15 protein-coding genes and 2 tRNA genes are annotated in these 15639 nt (G+C 53.4%); all 17 read left to right on the top strand.

Annotated features, from left to right (window positions below; translation table 11 throughout):
* Positions 1–35 precede the first annotated feature (35 nt).
* Positions 36–668 (top strand): hypothetical protein, encoded by a 633-nt coding sequence (locus tag MKY58_RS19000; RefSeq protein ID WP_339321617.1) that lies wholly within the window; start codon positions 36–38, stop codon positions 666–668.
* Between the two features lie 137 nt (positions 669–805).
* Positions 806–1390 (top strand): spore coat protein, encoded by a 585-nt coding sequence (locus tag MKY58_RS18995; protein WP_339321616.1) that lies wholly within the window; start codon positions 806–808, stop codon positions 1388–1390.
* A 181-nt stretch (positions 1391–1571) separates the two neighbouring features.
* Positions 1572–2576, top strand: coding sequence for a LacI family DNA-binding transcriptional regulator (locus MKY58_RS18990; protein ID WP_339321615.1), 1005 nt, complete (start codon positions 1572–1574; stop codon positions 2574–2576).
* Positions 2577–2907: 331 nt separating this feature from the next.
* Complete coding sequence (locus MKY58_RS18985; RefSeq protein WP_339321614.1) at positions 2908–4326, top strand: ABC transporter substrate-binding protein; 1419 nt, start codon at positions 2908–2910, stop codon at positions 4324–4326.
* Between the two features lie 168 nt (positions 4327–4494).
* Positions 4495–5577 carry a sugar ABC transporter permease gene (locus tag MKY58_RS18980; protein ID WP_339321613.1) on the top strand — a complete coding sequence of 361 codons (1083 nt, stop codon included), beginning with the start codon at positions 4495–4497 and terminating at the stop codon, positions 5575–5577.
* The gene (locus MKY58_RS18975) at positions 5578–6669 is read left to right on the top strand and encodes a carbohydrate ABC transporter permease (RefSeq protein ID WP_339321612.1); all 1092 of its coding nucleotides are present in this window, start codon (positions 5578–5580) and stop codon (positions 6667–6669) included.
* Positions 6670–6962: 293 nt separating this feature from the next.
* Positions 6963–7047, top strand: a tRNA-Leu gene (locus MKY58_RS18970).
* Positions 7048–7474: 427 nt separating this feature from the next.
* Positions 7475–7559, top strand: a tRNA-Leu gene (locus MKY58_RS18965).
* A gap of 192 nt (positions 7560–7751) precedes the next feature.
* Complete coding sequence (locus MKY58_RS18960) at positions 7752–8378, top strand: helix-turn-helix transcriptional regulator (protein WP_339325202.1); 627 nt, start codon at positions 7752–7754, stop codon at positions 8376–8378.
* A 34-nt stretch (positions 8379–8412) separates the two neighbouring features.
* Entirely contained in the window at positions 8413–10047 is a 1635-nt protein-coding gene (locus MKY58_RS18955) for an FAD-dependent monooxygenase (RefSeq protein ID WP_339321611.1), read from the top strand.
* Positions 10048–10079: 32 nt separating this feature from the next.
* On the top strand, positions 10080–10514 hold the full coding sequence (locus tag MKY58_RS18950; protein ID WP_339321610.1) for an SRPBCC family protein: 435 nt from the start codon (positions 10080–10082) through the stop codon (positions 10512–10514).
* Between the two features lie 556 nt (positions 10515–11070).
* The gene (locus MKY58_RS18945; RefSeq protein WP_339321609.1) at positions 11071–11550 is read left to right on the top strand and encodes a MarR family transcriptional regulator; all 480 of its coding nucleotides are present in this window, start codon (positions 11071–11073) and stop codon (positions 11548–11550) included.
* Positions 11551–11652: 102 nt separating this feature from the next.
* A complete protein-coding gene (locus tag MKY58_RS18940) occupies positions 11653–13188 on the top strand; it encodes a monooxygenase (protein WP_339321608.1) in 1536 nt (511 codons plus the stop codon).
* A 1-nt stretch (position 13189) separates the two neighbouring features.
* Positions 13190–13777 (top strand): nitroreductase family protein, encoded by a 588-nt coding sequence (locus MKY58_RS18935; RefSeq protein ID WP_339321607.1) that lies wholly within the window; start codon positions 13190–13192, stop codon positions 13775–13777.
* Positions 13770–14255 carry a hypothetical protein gene (locus tag MKY58_RS18930; protein WP_339321606.1) on the top strand — a complete coding sequence of 162 codons (486 nt, stop codon included), beginning with the start codon at positions 13770–13772 and terminating at the stop codon, positions 14253–14255. The genes MKY58_RS18935 and MKY58_RS18930 overlap by 8 nt, the downstream gene beginning before the upstream one ends.
* 226 nt (positions 14256–14481) lie before the next feature.
* Positions 14482–15189 (top strand): TetR/AcrR family transcriptional regulator, encoded by a 708-nt coding sequence (locus MKY58_RS18925; protein ID WP_339321605.1) that lies wholly within the window; start codon positions 14482–14484, stop codon positions 15187–15189.
* Between the two features lie 37 nt (positions 15190–15226).
* A complete protein-coding gene (locus tag MKY58_RS18920) occupies positions 15227–15631 on the top strand; it encodes a hypothetical protein (RefSeq protein WP_339321604.1) in 405 nt (134 codons plus the stop codon).
* Positions 15632–15639: the final 8 nt, after the last annotated feature.

Genomic DNA, 15639 nt, shown 5'->3' with positions numbered 1-15639 from the left:
ACCGAGTCCGTTGTGACGCGGCCCGGCCCTTTTTTATGTTTTCGGTCCCGTGGGTCGTCGTGCTGTTCAGTTTTGTGATCAACCTGATTATCGGCGGATCGACCGGGGGCGAGGAAAACATCAATTCTGGCGGTCTCTCATCGATATTTATTTATATTTTTGTGTGCAGCTTGATCGTGCAGGGGCAGACCTTTCCATTTGCGCTGGGGCTGAACGTGCGGCGGCTGGATTTTTTTGCGGGCACGAGCGCGATGGGCGTGTTGGTCTCGGCGGCTTCGGCGGTTGTTCTGCTTCTTTTTTCGCTCGCGGAGGAATTGTCGGACGGCTGGGGCGTCAGCGTGCATTTCTTTAACCTTCCGTTTATGGACGGCATATCTCCGCTCGGACGGCTCGGCATCTACTTTGTTTTGATGGTGCATATGTTTTTCCTGGGCTTCGTCATCGCCAGCATCTACCGGCGGTTTAAAAGAACCGGCATGTACGTGTTTTTTGCGGCGCTTTTTGTCCTGATGAGCGTGGTCAGCTTTGCGCTGACGTATTTTAACTTGTGGCTCGATCTGTTCGGCTGGTTCGCGAATCATTATATGGACATTTTCGTCTGGATGGCTCCGATCGCGGTTGTATACGCGCTGTTGTCTTATGCCATGATCCGCCGGGCGACCATCTGAGGAACGCAGGGACGTGGGAGAGGCGGAAGAAATCGGCCGCGCCGTTGCCGCATCATGCATAAATCCCGGATAAAGTGCGAAGTTTATGGGATGGAAAACAATTCTAGAAACCACTATCGCTAAAGGAGATTTTGACAATGCCGTTAGGTGCACACGAAGCCCACGAACTCAACGAATTGCTGCTCAGCTGCACGAATTCCATCCAAAGCATGGCGCTTTTCATCGATCAGGCAACCGATCCGGTCTTAAGAAACATGATCACCCGCCATTATGCCGTGCACGTTCAGGATTACAACATGAAGGTCGAATACGCGAACCGCTTCAGTTCGCCCGATCAGCTCAACGTTCCGGCCATGCCGATGAATCCGCCGATGCCTGCGATGAATGCGATGAATGCGGGTCCGCAGCAGTATCAGCCGCTTCAGCCGCAGGTGAAGCTTCATCAGCTGGACGACCGCGCGATCGCGACTTCTTACCTGCTGACATTAAAACGGGCTGGCCGCGAGTATGCCTGGTCCGCATTCGAATGCTCCACGCCGCAGCTTCGTTCGTTCCTGGAGAACGCGTTCCAGATGTGCTCGCACCAGGCTTTCGAAGTTTGGCAGTACATGGCTTCCAGAGGTTATTACGCGGCCGTGCCGGCTTCGCAGGACGTGCTGCAGCCGATGCAGCAAATGTACAAATCGGTGCCGGAACATCAGCCGGGCCGGTTGTACAGCTGACGACCGCGATCCGTTTATTCAGCCGCGTTTGCGCCAAGGTCCCTTGCGAGAGGGGCCTTTTTGCTTGTGCGGAACAAGCTGCAAACCCTGTCTGAAAGCGCTTCAAAAAATGTATTGCCAACGACAAAATCCCCTGCTATAATCGCCTTGAAAAGGTTTTCTTGTAAAGGAAGTTTTGACGATGAAGCCAACGATTAGAGATGTTGCCAAAATGGCGGAGGTATCCATCAGCACCGTATCCCGGGTGATGAACGCGCCCGAATCGGTCAACGAGAACAAAAGGATCCGCGTTTTGGAGGCCATTGAGAAGCTTGGTTACCAGCCGAATTCGTTTGCGCGCGGACTGATTTACAACAAATCCTTTACGTTCGGCCTGCTGATTCCGGATATCGAAAACGTTTATTACACCGGGATTATCCGGGGCATGCAGGACGCATGCATCAAGCTGGGGTACAGCCTGATGATCTGCAATACCGACAGGGACCGAAGCAGAATGCTCTCGTATATCGACGCGTTTCATGAAAAGCAGGTGGACGGGATCGTATTCGCAAGCGACATGATGTTTCCGGAATACCACGAGAAGCTGGTCCGCTGCAAAATTCCGTTTGTGCTGCTGTCGACGCATTCCGAGGAGTTCGAGGTTCCCTGCGTCGAAATCGATGACGAGCAAGCGGCTTACGACGCGGCGAAGTTCCTCGTCGACCTCGGCCACCGGGAAATCGGGATGATCGGCTTCGACCACGAAAATTCGATCTCCGGGCCGCCAAGGTTCAAAGGGTTCGCCAAAGCCATGATCGAAGCGGGGCTTGAACGAAACGTCCAGAAGGTAAGGGGAGCGGCGCACAGGTTCGAGCAGGCTTATCAAGCCGCGCATGAATTGTTCACCGATTTTCCCGAGCTGACCGCCGTCTTTTGCGTGGCCGACGAATTCGCGATGGGCGTCATCTCGTATTTGAAAGACCGCAACATATTGGTTCCGGGCCAGGTATCGGTCGTCGGCTTCGACAACCTGCGGTTCGCGAACATGTTCATTCCGAAGCTGACGACGATCGCGCAGCCGATGTACGACATGGGCTACCGCGCGGCCGAGAAGCTTCACGAATTGGTGACGACGGGCAAGGTCGAGGTTCTAAGGGAAAAGATGGAGCATAAATTGATTGTCAGGGAGTCTTCGCGGGAAAGGTGAGGCGTTTGCGGCGCTGGATTTGAAAAGCTTTTCAGAATGTCGCGTCCCGGTTGGTTTTGCATGCTGCGCAGCCGGGTAATAGAGAGGGTTCCTATAACAATGCACTTATGATAAAACATGGTTTGACTTGAACAATGTGAAAACGCTGTTATTTGAAAATAACCTTGATTTTGCAAGGAGGTGATCCGAGCATCCGCTGCATCTGTTCATCACGCGCCGGGACCGGAAAAGACAGTCCTTCGGCGGTTTGACGAAGACGCTTGCCTATCGTTGGCGCCAGAAAAAGTCAATCGACGTTTTTCAGCCTATTTTAAAAAGGGGATGTTAGTGTATGACAAAAGCAAAAAAAGCCAGAACTTCGCTTCTGCTCTCGCTCTGCTTGTCTTTTACGATGATGCTGAGCGCCTGCGGAGGTTCCGGGGATGCAGGACCGACGAAAGAACCTGCCGCGTCCGGAGGAGACAAAAAAGAAACGACCCAGGAAACCGCCCCGCCGGAAAACGGCAATGGAGGCTCGCCGCTCGAACTGGCGCTGCAGGGCAAATATAAAGGCACGAAAGTGACGATGTTCGGCCCGTTCGTGGATGTCGACCAGAAAAAATTCGAGGAAAGCATCAAGGACTTCGAAGACAAAACCGGCATCGATATCCAGTACGAAGGCTCCAAAGAATTCGAGGCGACGATCAACGTCCGCGTCGACGGCGGCAACGCGCCGGACATCGCCGACTTCCCGCAGCCGGGCTTGCTCGCTTCGATCGCGAAAACCGGCAAAGTCGTCGATCTGACGAACATTCTCGATCAGGAAAAGCTGAAGAAAAACTATAACCAGAGCTGGCTGGACATGGCCACCATGGACGGCAAAGACGGCAAAATCATGGCCGGCATCTGGAACCGCAGCAACGTGAAAAGCCTGGTGTGGTATCCGAAAAAGCAGTTTGACGAAGCGGGCTATAAAGTGCCGGAAACTTGGGACGAGATGATGGCCCTGACCGAACAAATCGCCAAGGACGGGGATCCGGCATGGGCGATCGGCATCGAAAGCGGCGCGGCAACCGGCTGGCCGGGAACAGACTGGATCGAAAACATCATGCTGCGCACGACAACGCCGGAAAACTACGACAAATGGGTCAAGGGCGAGCTGCCGTTCACTTCGCCTGAGGTCAAAAACGCTTTCGAAATCATGTCCAAAATTTGGTTGAATAAAGATTACGTGTACGGCGGCACCAAATCGATCGTTACGACGGCCTTTGGCGACGCGCCGAAGCCGATGTTCGAAAATCCGCCGAAAGCCTGGTTTAACCTGACCGGCAACTTCATTACCAGCTTCTTCCCTGAAACGGCGAAAGTGGATCAGGACTACGACTGGTTCTACCTGCCGCCGATCGACGAAAAATACGGCAAGCCGGTGCTCGTCGCAGGGGACATTTACGCGATGTTCAACGACCGTCCGGAAGTGCGCGCCGTCATGGAGTTTTTCACGACCGGCGAGTCCATCAAGTCCTGGGTGCAGTCCGGCGGCGTAATCGCGCCAATGAACGACGCCCCGCTGGAATGGTACAATTCCGAATCCGACAGACGGATGGCGAAACTCGTGCAGGACGCAACGACGCTTCGTTTCGACGGCTCGGACCTGATGCCGGGCAAAGTCGGCGCAGGCTCCTTCTGGAAAGGCATGACCGACTACGTCAGCGGAACGGCTTCGCTGGATGAAGCGCTGCAGCAAATCCAAAAAGGCTGGGACAACAAATAACGCAAATCATGGATCCATCGAACGAATCGGGGCGGTATGCGGCTGTGCGGCCGCCCCTTTTTTCCAAAGAATCTATATCCGATGATCCCTGCTTCAGCGGCGGCGCGAAAGCGCCGATGAAAGCCGCTTAACCGGGGGTTTTGAGATATCGAAGGGCAGGAACGACTTATGAATACGCAAGCGAAAAAGAATTTCAGCCTGAAAGCCGCGCTGCTCTTTGTCGTAGTGCTGCTGCTGAATGTGTTTGTCCACGGAGCGATCTTCATGCTGTTCCGGGATTCGACGCTGAATCCGCTGTTGACGGCGCTGTTTGCGGTCATATGGGGAGTCGCGGGCGTTTATTTGCTGTACCTTTCGTTCAGTTGGGCGGTAGAGCAATTTCCGGAGCAGATCAGCCGCAGGATGCTGCCGTACGTTTTCATCGGGCCGGCCGTTCTTTTGCTGGGTTGGCTGCTGGTGCTGCCGGCGCTGCGGACGCTTTATTTAAGCTTTTTTAATGCATCTTCTGATAAGTTCGTCGGTCTGGGCAACTATCTGGCGATTTTCAGCGACCGGCTCCTCGCGACCGCTTTGCGCAACAACCTGCTGTGGGTATTCGTCGGTACGCTGGCCTGCGTGGCTCTCGGGCTGCTTATTGCCATCCTTGCGGACCGGAGCAGTTATGAGCGGATCGCAAAATCGATTATTTTCATGCCGATGGCCATTTCCTTCGTGGCTGCGGGGGTCATTTGGAAATTCGTTTATTATTACCAGCCCGGCACCGAGCAGATCGGCCTCCTGAATGCGATCGTGATCGCGCTTGGGGGCGAGCCGCAGGCCTGGGTGACCATGCTGCAGCCATGGAACAACTTTTTCCTGATCATCATCCTGGTCTGGATGCAGACAGGCTTCGCGATGGTGATTTTTTCGGCGGCGATCAAAGGCGTTCCCGACGACATCCTGGAAGCGGCGCGCGTGGACGGGGCGGGGGAGATCCGCATCTTTTTCCGCATCATCATCCCGTATATCTCGACGACGCTGCTGACGGTCACGACGACGATCATCGTATTCACGCTGAAAATATTCGACGTCGTCATGGTCATGACGGGCGGCCAATACGACACCGAAGTGGTGGCGACGCAGTTTTACCGGCAGTTTTTCATGTACCGCAACTTCGGGTACGGTTCGACGCTGGCGATTGTGCTCCTGATCGCGGTGCTGCCTGTGATCTACTTCAACCTTCGCCAAATCCGCAAGCAGGGGGGATTCTAAATGGCCGGAAAAAAGAAGAAAAAGGGCAAAAAGTGGCTCGTTAACCTCATCCTTGGCATCATTTGCTTCATTTGGCTGATTCCGACTGTGGGCCTGCTGATTTCTTCCTTCAGACCTGCTGCGGATATTCTCCAGACCGGCTGGTGGAAGGTGTTCCCGCATCAGGAATGGAAAACGACGGATACGATCAAGCTGTCCAGGGACGTGGACCTGCGCCAGCCGATCGAAGTGAACGGCAAAACCTACTCCGACGATCAGCTGAAAGCGGGCGTGAAGTCGGGAGATGAGCGCCTTATTTGGGAGAACCGCCGCAACCGCGAGATCAGCGTGCAAAAACCGGGTTGGGTGGCGAGCACCCAGCTGACGCTCGATAACTACAAAAACGTCATTTCCGGCAAAGAGTACACGCTGAAAGGACCGGACGGCAGCGAAACGAAGGAAAAGGGAACGGGCCTCTCGCAAGCGTTCTGGAATACGCTGACGATCGCCATCCCGGCGACGGTCATTCCGATCCTGATCGCTTCGTTTGCCGCTTATGCCTTCGCCTGGCTGCGTTTTCCCGGCCGGAAAACGATGTTTGCGGTCATCATTGCGATGCTGGTCGTCCCGCTGCAGGTGGCGCTGATTCCGGTGCTGAAGGATTACACCGCGCTGGGCCTGAACGGCAGCTATCTCGGCATCTGGCTGGCGCATTCGGCTTTTGGCCTGCCGCTGGTCACTTATTTCATGTATAACTTCATCAGCCAGCTGCCGAAGGATTTGTTCGAATCCGCCTTTATCGACGGCGCGAGCCATTTTACCATTTTCAGCAGGCTGATTTTGCCTTTGTCGGTGCCTGCGCTGGCTTCGATCGGCATTTTCCAGTTCCTGTGGGTATGGAACGATTATCTGGTATCGCTCATCTTTATCGGCAACCAACCGGAAGTGCAGGTCATGTCGATGAAGATCGCCGATCTCGTCGGCTCCCGCGGAAACGACTGGCATCTGCTGACGTCCGCAGCCTTCATCTCCATGCTGATGCCGCTGGCGATTTTCTTCCTGCTGCAAAAGTACTTCGTCAGAGGGTTGATGGGCGGTTCGGTGAAAGGGTAAACGAGGGAAAAAGTTCCCGCTTAGTGATAACATCGAAAAATACCGCATTCATGTTTTGCGTTATTTGGTCACGAACATGGGGCATGTCCGGAAAGAGCGCCGGAAAGGGGGCTTTGCGCGGATGTGCCCGTGTTTTTTCGGGGAGGGCCCGGGCATATGCGGAGGACGAAATTGGCGTCTTTTATTCTGGAGAACTTTTTCTAACAAAAATGCTTGACGATGAGAGGCTTGTCATGATATGATCTATCTTGTCGCCGCGAAAGAATACTTTCGACGAAGACGATGACCGATATGCGGTCGTGGCGGAATTGGCAGACGCGCACGGTTCAGGTCCGTGTGGGCTAACCCCCCGTGGAGGTTCGAGTCCTCTCGACCGCATTACATCAGAAAAAGCTCGCAGATTGCTTTTATAGCCGTTTGCGAGCTTTTTTGTATTTTTACCATGAAGTTGTTGTTCTCTACCAGGGCAGAAGGGACTTTGAGAATCGTGACGGCTTCTTTGGCGATGATGAATCGATCGCATTTCAGAATTTGGTATATCTAACCTCATGAATGGATTAGATCCGGTTCTCCCCGAATGAAATTACCAGCATTGCAGCACAACCCGTTTCGCTTTTCAACTTGGCAACTCGTCCATGCGCTGAGCGATCAAATTGGCGGTTGAAACGGCGGCGAGATGCAACTTCCCAGCGCCAAGGCTTGTCCACGCTTGAACTGATATGCAAAAAAAATGATTATTGACACTATTAGAAAATTGGTATATTATATATTCTGTTGCTGCAAAACAATGCAACGGTGGAAATATGCGGTCGTGGCGGAATTGGCAGACGCGCACGGTTCAGGTCCGTGTGGGCTAACCCCCCGTGGAGGTTCGAGTCCTCTCGACCGCATCCCAATAAAAAGCTCTTGAATTTGTCTTTAGACAATTCAAGAGCTTTTTTGCGTATTCGGAGCGCGTGCGGAGATTGGATCGTCGGATGGCCGATCTCTCCAGCTCTTTTTGCCCGAGTGAGCCCATTTTACGAAAATTTCCATAGGGTGGACTTATTCGCTTGACACGTCATATTATTAATATTAATATTATGACTATGAAAAACAACACGATCAAAAAGTCGCCTGTCGCACTAGCCATTCTTTGTTTTCTGATCGAGGAGCCCATGCATCCTTACCGTATGCAGCAGCTCATTAAGGAGAGGGGGAAAGAAGAAGTCATCAACGTTCGCCACCGAACGAGCATTTACCAAACGATCGACCGGCTGCATCGGGACAACGCCATTGCGATCCAAGGGAAAAAGAAGAATGAAGGGAAGCCGGATTTAGTCGTTTACGAAATTACGGATTTAGGCCGAAATGCCGCTTATTCATGGATTCGGGAAATGATCTCGACGCCTGCCCAGGAGTTTTTGGAGTTTCCCGCCGCCGTATCTTTTCTTGCGCTGTTAACGCCCGAAGAGGTTGCATCGTTATTCGCCAAAAGATTGGGCACGCTTGAAGGCATGCTCGCCCGGCTCGAAGATCAGATGCAATCGGAAACAGCGATGGGTCTGCCGCGCTTATTTTTGCTTGAATCGGAATATCAGCAAGCGCTGTATTCGGCTGAAATCGCATGGCTTCAATCCGTTATCGCGGATATCCAAGCCGAAAGGCTGAAATGGAGCATGGAAGAACTGCGCGAGACAGCCCGGCGTTTGGAGCACGGCTTCGAATGAAAACCATTTTAGTTCCGAAAGGACGTATGTTGGAATGAATAAACTCCTGAATCACTCCCCGTTTGATGAAACGGTTCCTGTCCTCGTTGTCGGAGGAAGCTTGGTGGGGCTTTCCTTCTCCCTTTTTCTGGCGCGCCAGGGAATACGGCCTTTGGTCGTCGAACGCCATCCGGGAACGTCGATTCACCCGCGCGTGTCGAGCCTGACGGCCCGAACGCTGGAAATATTCCGCTCGGCCGGAATCGAAGATGAGATCCGCCGCGAAGAGCCTCCCTTCCCGCGGGAATTCGGCGTCATGTTCGTCGAAAGCTTGGCCGGACAAACGTTTGATAACCTGATGGAGGATATGAGCGCTTATTTTACGGATCTTAGTCCCGTGGAAGGAAACGGCATTGCCCAGGACCTGCTGGAGCCCGTCCTCCGGGAACAGGCCGAGCAAGCCGGCGCCCGGTTGCGATACAACACGGAAATGATCGAGTTTGAAGCCGACGGGGACGGCGTTTCGGCCGTCATTCGCGATCGGATCAGCGGGGAGACGCGCACGGTTCGGGCGAAGTATTTGGTTGGGGCCGATGGAAGCAAAAGCGGGATCCGCGCCAAATTAGGCATTGGCCAGCACGGGGAAGGGACGCTTTGCCATCTGGTCAGCATGGTTTTCGATGCGGATATTCATGAACTGTTTGCAAGCCAAAACGCGCATATGTGTTTTTTTGCCAACGATACGACAAGCGGCAGCCTTGTGTTGTACCCTGGAACGCACAGAAGACCTCATATGTACCGATTGGACGTTGTATATGATCCGGAGGAGGAAAGCATCGCCGATTATCCGAAGGAACGGTGCGTGGAGCTCATTCGGGCAGCGATCGGAATTCCGGGCATTCCCGTAACGGTCAAAAAGGTGCTGACTTGGGAAATGGCTGCGCGCGTCGCTGACCGCTTTCAACAAGGCCGCATTTTTTTGGTCGGCGATTCGGCAAGGGTTCAACCTCCAAGCGGCGGTTTGGGAGGCAATACCGGCATCGCCGAGGCGCAAAATCTCGCCTGGAAGCTGGCCGCGGTCTTGCGCGGGGAGGCCGGTCCGGATTTGCTGGCCACTTACGATGCGGAGCGGCGTCCCGTTGCGGATTACACGGCGGAGCAGGTCGTCATGCTGTCCCAGCAGCGCGAACATGAAGGGTCGGAGGGAATTAGCGTCAACACCCTCCATGTCAACATGGGTTACCGTTACCCGGAAGGCGCGATCGTGCCGGAATCCGGCGGGGAGCACCTCCCTAACGTGCAGTCGCCCGAGTTATGGACGGGGCAGCCGGGAACCCGCGCGGCGCACGTCGTTCTGGAGCGGGACGGTCAGACCTTTTCAACATTGGACCTGTTTGGTTCCCGGTTCGTGCTGCTTGTCGGCCCTGAAGGACAAAACTGGATGGATGCGGCTCGACGTGCCAAAGATGCGCTCCATCTTCCGATGGATATCTATCGGATTAGCGATCATGAAGGTGATTTGGGCAATCCCGGGAACGATTTTCTCGATGCTTACGGAATCGCCTTGGCGGGAGCGGTCATCGTGCGGCCGGACGGTTACATCGGATGGCGGAGCAAGGCTGCCGAAACGGATCTGGAAGAAATGGAACGGGCGTTAACGGGTGCCTTATCGACCATTCTCTTTCGTTAACTCCTATACCCATGAAGGAAAGGAAGATGACCATGCTTGCGTTTGAGCATACGGAAACCTATGATTATCCTGCTTCCGGCGTTTTTTCGCGCCTCATTGATCTGGAGGAACGGGCTGCCTGGATTAAAGGCATTATCGAAACCCGCGTGACGCCTGAAGGACCGGTCCGGGTCGGGACAGAATATTTCGAAAGCGGAAAATACTCGGGCTTCAAAAGCGAAAAAACGATGGTCGTGACCGAACTTGTTCAGGATCAGTTGCTGATCTTGGAGACGGCGCCCAATGAAAAACAATCCTTTCGCGAAAGCTACCGTATTGAGCCGATCTCCGACGCGTCCTGCCGGGTTCATTTCGCCATTCAAGTCGGCAACGTGCCGAAGGTGGCCGAATTTTTTATGCGCCAATCGATGAAAAAGGAGCTGCCGCAAACCGCAGCCGGTTTGAAAGCGGTCCTCCAGGACTTATAAAAGGCTATTTTTTCACCCCATTATCTTAATAATTAAGATCGTTGGTTCGAGACAACAATCCGACAAAGGCGACAGGGCGGCATTCACTCATCACAATTAAAAAGGCTTGCAGATTGCTGATAGGCGGTTTGCGAGCCTTTTTTCGCTGGCCCATAACCGTAGACGATTCGATGGCCGGCGCTCGGAAAGCGGTTGGCGGATCTCCCGCGCCATGGATCGGCAACTTGAACAATAATCGGTTGATGAGCCGCCGGCATTTGGTCGAGTGATCTCACATCCCAGGAACGAGTTGACAAAGAAAAAAACAAAACATAAAATAAAATTGTTTCACATGAATAAATATTTTAGTTTCATGACCAAATTTTATTTTATTTAAGCGATTTATATTTATTCTTTGGAAACAATAACAAAATATTAAGGGGGTTATCCATGGTCTGAAAAACTGAATTAGCCGTTTCATTCAGGGCTGAAATTCCTTCGGTTCGCTCATATTGTTTCTTATGAAACTAATTTTAGATATAATTAAGAAAAAACGAGTCGAGGAGTTTGCTAAATCATGAACAATACGAACCGGATGGTCAAAATTGCGATCCATGACAATTTCATTCGATTCCTTGAGCAAAAGGAACAATATGAGAACCGGGAAACCGCCGTTTTTCTGGAAGAACTCCGGAAAACGATCGAAGTGGAATCCACCCTGAACATGACGGAGCTGCACACCATCGCATGCATCGGGGAGCAGGAGCCGATCAATGTCACTTCGATCGCCGAAAAGATGAATCTAAGCAAAGGAAACACCTCAAAAATTACCAACAAGTTATTGAACGCAGGCTGGGTACGCAAGACGCAGCTCAACGATAACAAAAAAGAAGTGTATTTCCGGCTCACGACGGCCGGGAAAAAGCTTTTTGCCCTTCATGATGAACTTCATCACAGGGAACAGCAGAGGATGTACGAGTTTTTGGACAAATACAGCGAATCAGAACTTGATTTTATAAAGCGGCTGTTGGGAGATCTGTCGGACTTCTATCGTTAAGGACAGCGGTAAAGACGCCGGTGGATCCGTCCATGGCCTGGAGAGGCCCTCTTTTGTCGCTTTTATCTTCCAAGTTCGGGTTTGGGGAAAGAGGTCATGGCTATGGATTATGATGTGATACTGATCGGCGGAGGACCCGTTGGCATGATGCTGGCAGGAGAGTTGGCTTTGGCCGGCGTCAACGTCTGCATACTGGAACGATTAAAAAGCACCACGTCGTTTTCGCGCGCGCTTACCGTTCATCCGCGAACGCTTGAAATCATGGATATGCGCGGCTTGAAATCGAAGCTGCTGGATAGAGGGCGCCGTTTGCCGATGGGGCATTTTGCCTCATTGGATACGCCCTTGGACTTTTCGGTTTTGGATTCATCCTCCAATCACACCTTATTTTTGCCGCAAAGCGAAACGGAAGAAGTGCTGGAGCAGTGGGCGCTGGACTTGGGCGTAGAAATACGGAGGGAAACGGAAGCTTTATCCGTGCATCAGGATGAGGAAGGCGTTGCCGTGCGCATGTCGGGCCCTCAGGGGGAGAGTACGCTCAGATCCGCGTACGTCGTCGGCACGGACGGGGCCAAAAGTTTGGTCCGAAAACAAGCGGGCATACCGTTCGAGGGCCACGACGCGACATTTATGGCTATTTTGGCGGATGCCGCCCTTCCCGGCCTTCCGCCGATGAGCGTTGTCTCCCGCATGGCGGAGAAGGGAATCGTATCGATTTTCCCTATCGATTCGACGACTTATCGAATATTGATGCTGGATCCGGAAAGATCGTCTGCATCCAAACACGAGCCGGTTACGTTGGAAGAATTGCGATCGGCGCTGATGCGGACGGCGGGAAGCGATTTTGGGCTAACTGAAGCGAAGTGGGCGTCGCGTTTCGGGAATGCCACGCGGCAAGCGGGCCGCTATCGGGACAATCGGCTGTTTCTCGCGGGAGATGCCGCACATATTCATTTTCCGGCGGGAGGGCAGGGGATGAACGTCGGCCTTCAGGAAGCGGTGAACCTGGGATGGAAACTCGCCGGAGCGGTTCAAGGCTGGGCGCCGGAGTGGCTGCTCGACAGCTATCAAGCAGAGCGTTTTCCTTGGAGCACGGCGATGCTGGGCAATACGGAAGCGCAGTTTACGCTGATGGATACGAGTCCCGGCGTCATGGAACTCCGGAGCATCATGTCGAAACTTCTTCTTCATCCGGAGGTGAACCGTCAGATGGCGGAGCAAATTTCCGCCTTCAATGTCCACTACGCGCCCGATGACCAAGCGCCGTACCATGCTTTAAACGGAAAGCGTTCGACAGAACTGATTCTGCGGCTGAAAAACGGCGATTTGGCCAGCACTTATCAACTGCTCCGGTCAGGCAAGTTTCTTTTGCTGCATCTGTCTTCGGACGCGAAAAACAGCGGTGAGTGGGATCGTTATGGGCATCTTCAAGTGATCGAAGCTTCATTGGCGGCGAAAGCGCCCCATTGGGACGATGTTCACACCGCTTTGATCCGTCCGGACGGCCATATCGCCTGGGCGGTGCCCGTGTCGGACCCGGATCCGGCAGGCGCGATCAGGGACGGCGTCGTTCGTTGGGCAGGGGAATTGAGCAGCTTGACGGGCGGTTCGGGCGAACAAAAGCCGGGGGGAAAATAAAATGGATATCATGAAGACGATCCAGGAGCGCAGAAGCATCCGCAGGTTTCGTTCATCCCCCGTGGACCCGGAGCTGGTGTTCACATTGCTTCGCGAGGCGCAGCGGCTGTATTCATCCGGGGAGGCCGCCGCTTTCCGGTGCGTGTATGCGGGAACGCCGGATTCCAGGGAGCGTCTGGCCGCTTGCATGCTGGAGCCTATGGTGAAGAACAGGCTGGTCAAATGGCTGCCGGAGAAAGTACGGGATTTCGTCCGGAAAAGGTTCACCGATATACCGGGCCATCTTGCCGTCATTGCCGTCACCGGTCCGGACAGGAGGGAAAGCGACCTGAATTATGCTGCGGTTTGCGGGATCATGCAAAATTTTCAGCTTGTGGCCTGGCAGCGGCGGCTTGGAGTGCTGTGGGACACGGAACCGATGATCCAAAGCAAAGAGTTATTCGATCTGTTCCACATGAAGCCCGAAGAGAGGCTTGTCGGGATTTTTCACCTCGGATTTTTCGATAAAATGCCGAAGGCCAGGGCAAGGACGCGAGCGGAAAAGAAATGGACCGTTTTGCCGGGAGGAGGAGGGGGACTTGTTGAATGATGCTAAAACCGGTTCCGGCGAAGTCCATTCATTAAAATATAGCGATAAATCCGTGTCGGAAAATCACGTACTCGATTTATTGAATATAGCCGTATGGGCTCCGAACGACGGACTGCGGGAGCCTTGGCGCTTTATCTTCATGGGACCCGGCAGCATGGACATCATGCGCGGCTTGCAAGATCAGGCTCCAGCCTGCCTGGTATTGGTCGTAAAAGAAGAGCATGACCTTCATAAAAGGGAGGAAGATGTTGCGGCGGCCTGCTGCCTTATGCAGAATTTTCGCCTGCTGGCGCGGGAAAACAATCTCCATGTCCGCATGACGATGAATGATTGGATCTATGACAGAACTTGTGCCGGGCGTTTGGGTGTCCAAAAAGATGAACGGATCGTTGCCGTCTTGGAAATGGGTTATCTTGAACCAACGTTTGAACCTGCGGCGGCAGGGAATATGCCGGACCTTACGTTTGAGTTGTTGTAAGAAATTTTGGCATGTTTCTAGCGGTTCTCGGGCGATCCCGGCCGCTTCTCGGAAACAGGCTCGCAGATTGCTTTAAAAAGCAGCTTGCGAGCCTTTTGGCATGTTCCGTTTGGACTTCCGGTCAACTTAGGTTAAAAATCCGTCTTTACTTTTTCTCGGCGTATGGTATATATTGTTAGTGAGTTAGTCAGATAACTAACTTGATGAAAAAAAGGAGATCATACTCATGGCTAAACCGAATGTCGTTTCCAAGCAGGAGCTGATCGAAGCAGCCAAACAATGCATCGTGGAGCAGGGTTTGGAGAAATTGACTTTAAAAATGGTGGCGGAGCGCATAGGGGTAACGCAAGGAACGGTGTATTATCATTTCCAGACGAAAGACCGGCTCATGCTGGACGTTGTCAAAGATGTTTGCGAACGCTCATGGAATGCGTTCTCTGCTTTGCAGAGCAAGGAGTTTGTCGTGTCGGAGGCGCTGGGAGCGGCCAAAGAACGGGGAGGGTCCGATTCCTTTTTTCACCGCTTGTTTCTATCGCTTGTCGTGTTCGGCCTGAAACATGAAGAAACGAGGAAGGAGCTTGGCGCCCTGATTTCGTTCGAAAACGGGGTGCTGGCGGAGAAGCTGCGGCAGCTTGCCTTCCCGGCACAAACGCCGCCTTTGGCGGAGCCTTCCGGGAGCGGGGAGCGGCAGCAAACGGATCTGCCGAAGGGCGGGGATCGGCGCCAAGAGCAGCCGGGGGCCGCGATCGCCGCAAACGAGGCGGAAGGCCGCCTTATGGGCATGTCGTTCGAGGTGTGGGCCATTGTCATTAACGCGATTTTTGACGGCTTGGCCGTGCAGAGCCTGGTGTCCCCCGAGCTGGACCGGGAAAAGGTGTTTGCGGAGCTGGGCGTTTTCTTTGAGCGTTTACTTAGGAAGGCTGGAACGGACTAACATCTATTTTTGTATGGAAGGGAGCAATGGATTGGGCATGTTTTCGGAAAAAATGGGATTGACGCTGTTGTTTTCGGTGGTGGTATGGCTTGGGGCGACGCTGTTTTTTGTTTTTTTTGGCGGCATGGTGCTGGTCAGCCCGTACCGGCAGAGCTTTTGGCTGCCGTTTCTTTTGCTGGAGGCCGCGACGGGAGTCGTGCTGTACGTCGTGTTTGCGTTATTTCGCCGGTTCGATCCGAATCCCTACGCGGCCGTGAGGCTTGGCGTGGTGGGCAGTGCCGTCGGTTTAATCCTGGACACGTTTGTGATATGGAATAAGGGCGTCTTTTTTGCAGGGTTGTCCAATGAACAGCTGCTGGCCTTCGTCATTTGGATGGCGTTTGCTTACGGGTTGTATTTGCTGCTGCCGCTGCTGACGGTCAAAAAGGGGACGCCGTTTTGAGAGGAGCC

It is taken from the genome of Paenibacillus sp. FSL W8-0194 (assembly GCF_037969745.1).
Lineage (GTDB): Bacteria > Bacillota > Bacilli > Paenibacillales > Paenibacillaceae > Paenibacillus_AQ > Paenibacillus_AQ cookii.
Note: the sequence above shows the minus strand (reverse complement) of the source record. Positions and strands in the feature narration are given on the sequence as shown.

Bases quoted from the DNA above. Each gene is read 5' to 3' on its own strand.
- MKY58_RS18995 (WP_339321616.1), top strand. From the start codon at position 806: ATGCCGTTAGGTGCACACGAAGCCCACGAACTCAACGAATTGCTGCTC.
- MKY58_RS18920 (WP_339321604.1), top strand. From the start codon at position 15,227: ATGTTTTCGGAAAAAATGGGATTGACGCTGTTGTTTTCGGTGGTGGTA.
- MKY58_RS18955 (WP_339321611.1), top strand. From the start codon at position 8,413: ATGAATAAACTCCTGAATCACTCCCCGTTTGATGAAACGGTTCCTGTC.
- MKY58_RS18980 (WP_339321613.1), top strand. From the start codon at position 4,495: ATGAATACGCAAGCGAAAAAGAATTTCAGCCTGAAAGCCGCGCTGCTC.
- MKY58_RS18935 (WP_339321607.1), top strand. From the start codon at position 13,190: ATGGATATCATGAAGACGATCCAGGAGCGCAGAAGCATCCGCAGGTTT.
- MKY58_RS18985 (WP_339321614.1), top strand. From the start codon at position 2,908: ATGACAAAAGCAAAAAAAGCCAGAACTTCGCTTCTGCTCTCGCTCTGC.
- MKY58_RS18990 (WP_339321615.1), top strand. From the start codon at position 1,572: ATGAAGCCAACGATTAGAGATGTTGCCAAAATGGCGGAGGTATCCATC.
- MKY58_RS18925 (WP_339321605.1), top strand. From the start codon at position 14,482: ATGGCTAAACCGAATGTCGTTTCCAAGCAGGAGCTGATCGAAGCAGCC.
- MKY58_RS19000 (WP_339321617.1), top strand. From the start codon at position 36: ATGTTTTCGGTCCCGTGGGTCGTCGTGCTGTTCAGTTTTGTGATCAAC.
- MKY58_RS18945 (WP_339321609.1), top strand. From the start codon at position 11,071: ATGAACAATACGAACCGGATGGTCAAAATTGCGATCCATGACAATTTC.
- MKY58_RS18940 (WP_339321608.1), top strand. From the start codon at position 11,653: ATGGATTATGATGTGATACTGATCGGCGGAGGACCCGTTGGCATGATG.
- MKY58_RS18975 (WP_339321612.1), top strand. From the start codon at position 5,578: ATGGCCGGAAAAAAGAAGAAAAAGGGCAAAAAGTGGCTCGTTAACCTC.
- MKY58_RS18950 (WP_339321610.1), top strand. From the start codon at position 10,080: ATGCTTGCGTTTGAGCATACGGAAACCTATGATTATCCTGCTTCCGGC.
- MKY58_RS18960 (WP_339325202.1), top strand. From the start codon at position 7,752: ATGACTATGAAAAACAACACGATCAAAAAGTCGCCTGTCGCACTAGCC.